4 protein-coding genes are annotated in these 2,986 nt (G+C 69.4%); 3 read left to right on the top strand and 1 reads right to left on the bottom strand.

Annotated features, from left to right (window positions below):
• Together NQ160_RS21620 and NQ160_RS21615 are read left to right on the top strand one after the other, a co-directional pair.
• On the top strand, positions 1 to 683 hold a 683-nt coding region (locus NQ160_RS21620; protein WP_257517121.1), incomplete at its 5' end, for an ABC transporter ATP-binding protein.
• Positions 680 to 1,414, top strand: a complete 735-nt coding sequence (locus NQ160_RS21615; protein WP_257517120.1) for an ABC transporter permease — start codon at positions 680 to 682, stop codon at positions 1,412 to 1,414. The genes NQ160_RS21620 and NQ160_RS21615, both read left to right, overlap by 4 nt.
• Before the next feature lie 14 nt (positions 1,415 to 1,428).
• Here the strand turns inward: NQ160_RS21615 and NQ160_RS21610 are convergent, their stop codons facing one another.
• Positions 1,429 to 1,854, bottom strand: a complete 426-nt coding sequence (locus NQ160_RS21610; protein WP_257517119.1) for a MarR family winged helix-turn-helix transcriptional regulator — start codon at positions 1,852 to 1,854, stop codon at positions 1,429 to 1,431.
• Positions 1,855 to 1,934: 80 nt separating this feature from the next.
• On the opposite strand from NQ160_RS21610, the gene NQ160_RS21605 reads away from it, so the two are divergent.
• The coding region (locus NQ160_RS21605) for a DUF2207 domain-containing protein (RefSeq protein WP_257517118.1) at positions 1,935 to 2,986 on the top strand (1,052 nt) is incomplete at its 3' end.

Below are 2,986 nucleotides of genomic sequence, written 5' to 3'. Positions count from 1 at the left end.
GCATCACGGGCCTTCTCGGGCCGAGCGGTGGCGGCAAGACGACGCTCATGCGGGCGATCGTGGGGGTTCAGATCGTGGCCGCAGGCAGCGTCACCGTTCTGGGCGAGCCGGCAGGCTCCATCGCCCTGCGGCGCCGGGTGTCGTACGCGACGCAGGGCGCCTCGGTGTACGACGACCTCACCGTGGAGCAGAACCTGCGCTACGCCGCGCGGCTGCTCGGCGCGACGGCATCCGATGTCTCACGCGTGATGGCCGATGTCGACCTCACCGCCCAGCGCACGCAGCCGGCAGGTCGCTTGTCAGGCGGGCAGCGCAGCCGGGTCTCGCTCGCCGTGGCCATGCTCGGCTCGCCCGATGTGCTGGTGCTGGACGAGCCCACCGTGGGACTCGATCCGGTGCTGCGGCAGAGTCTGTGGGCGATCTTCCGGCGCCTGGCCGATGCCGGTGCGACGCTCATCGTGTCGAGTCATGTGATGGACGAGGCGATGCGGTGCGACGACGTCGCGCTGATCCACGACGGAAGCGTGCTGACGCAGACGACGCCGCAGGGGCTCCTCCAGACCACTGGCGCGACCGACCCCGATGCGGCCTTCTTGACGCTCATCGAGCGCGGCCCGGCACGGGCGGGCGGGCATCTGCGGCGCGAGCATCGCCGCCGCGGCCGCCACGGGGGCGCGGTGTGAACCCGGGGCGCACGCTGGCCACCGCGGCGCGGGTGCTGCGTCAGCTCAGTCACGACCCCCGTTCGATTGCGCTGATGCTGGTGGCGCCGAGTCTGCTGGTCGGGCTGTTCTCCTGGCTCTTCGCTGACAGGGAAGGGGTGTTCGACACCTTCGGCGGCCCGATCCTGGCGCTCTTCCCGTTCGTGGTGATGTTCCTGGTCACCTCGGTGACGACGCTGCGGGAGCGTCGGTCGGGAACGCTGGAGCGGCTCATGGCGACCCCGCTGGGCAAGGGGGATTTCATCCTGGGCTACGCCCTGGCATTCGGCGCGATGGCGGCGCTGCAGGCCGTGGTCACGGTGTGGTTCGCGGTCGGGGTGTGCGGACTGAGCGTGGAAGGTCCGCTCTGGCAGCTGGGCCTTGTCGCCGTGATCGACGCCGTCCTCGGCACCGCGCTGGGGCTGCTCGCCAGCGCGTTCGCCCGAACCGAGTTCCAAGCCGTGCAGTTCATGCCGCTGCTCGTCTTTCCGCAGATCATCCTGGGTGGGCTGCTGATGCCCCGCGATGAGATGCCCGACGTGCTGTACGCGATCAGCGACTGGCTTCCCCTCAGTTACGCAGTCGATGCGATCAACGCGGTGACCGCAGGCGAGGAGGGCAGCGACCTGTGGGGTCCGCTGCTGGTCGTCGTGGCCTTCGCTGTCGGCTTCCTCGTGCTCGCCCCGCTGACCCTGCGGCGCAGGACGCCCTGAGCGCGGCGTCTGCGTCAGACCCCGCGCAGCTTCGTCGCGAGGTCCCGGAGCTGCCGCAGCTCGTCGTCGTCAAGTACCGACATGCGGGCGGCGATCGACTGTCCGTGGCGGGTGGCCAGACGGCGGAACATCGCGGTGCCCTCTGGGGTCGCCTGGAGCACGGCCCCGCGCCCATCGGTGGGGTCGGCGCATTTTGTCAGGAGTCCCCGTGACACCATGCGGTCGACCAGGCGCGAGACGCTCGGCTGGCTGATGAGCATGTTGGCGGTGACTTCGCGCAACCGCGCGCCCGATTCGCACCGGGTCACCGTCAGCATCACGTCGTACTCCGGCTGGGTCAGCCCCGATCCGTCGAAGTCGTCGCTGATCTCCTGGAACACCTCGTACTGAGCCCGGAACAGCGCCTCCCAGGCATCCACGGCGAGGCGTCGGTCGGTCATGGGGACCACTGTAGCCCCGCCGGTGCGAGCGACCGGGCGCAGCGGCGGACAGGCCCGCAGCGCGCCCATAGGCTGAACGCATGGTGCACGTTTTCAGAAGGATCGCGCTGACGTTCGCCCTGCTCCTGGTCGGGCTCGCAGCGTCCGCCGGAGCGCTCGGCCCGGTGGCGGCTGACGTCGACGACTTCACGTTCGACAGCCTCGACGTCGACTACAGCCTCACCCGCGCCGAGGACGGCACGAGCCGGCTGCGCGTGGTGGAGACGTTCGTCGCCGAGTTCCCCGACATCGACCAGAACCGCGGAGTGCGGCGCGCGATCCCGACGTCGTACAACGGGCAGCCCCTTAACCCGAGGCTCATCTCGATCACCGACGAGGCCGGCGTCGAGCGGCCGGCCGAGAGCGACAGTGACGACGGCGTCTTCGAGATGGTCTCGCGCGCCGACGACTACCTGCGTGGCGAGCAGACCTTCGTTTTCACCTACGACCTCGAAAACGTCACCTGGACCTTCGACGACGGTGGCCAGGAATTCTACTGGGACGTCAACGGCGTCGATTGGCTGCAGCCGTTCGGCGAGGTGACGGCGACCCTCCACATGGATGCCGATCTCGCCGGAGCGCTCGCGGGCCGCCAATCCTGCTATGTCGGCGACCAGGGCGCCACGCAACAGTGCGAGATTCAAGCGGTGACTGCTGAGGACGGCTCTGTGACCGTAACGGCGGATGCCGTAGACCTTGCTCCCTACGAGACGATGACCATCGCGGTCGGATTCGACCCCGACACCTTCGTGCTGTTCGACTCGTCGTACTTCGCGTCGGGGTGGGGCTGGGTGCAGGCAGCGTCTGCGCTCGGGATGGCCGGGGCGTTCGGTTTCGCGGTCTGGACGCGGCGGCGCTGGTTGCGCGACCGTCCCGGACGCCCGACGGTCATCGCGGAGTTCACGCCCCCGCCGGGGGTGGATGCCCTGGAGAGCGCCGTCATGCTCGGCAAGACGTCGAAGGCCATTCCGGCGGAGGTGCTCGAGCAGGCCATCGTGGGGTCCCTCCGCATCGTGGAGGGATCGAAACGCGCATTCGGCGGGTCGAAGCTGCAGGTGGAGCTGGTCGATCGCTCTCGGGCGGACCGCGACGG

The sequence above is a fragment of the Microbacterium sp. zg.Y909 genome, assembly GCF_024626565.1.
Note: the sequence above shows the minus strand (reverse complement) of the source record. Positions and strands in the feature narration are given on the sequence as shown.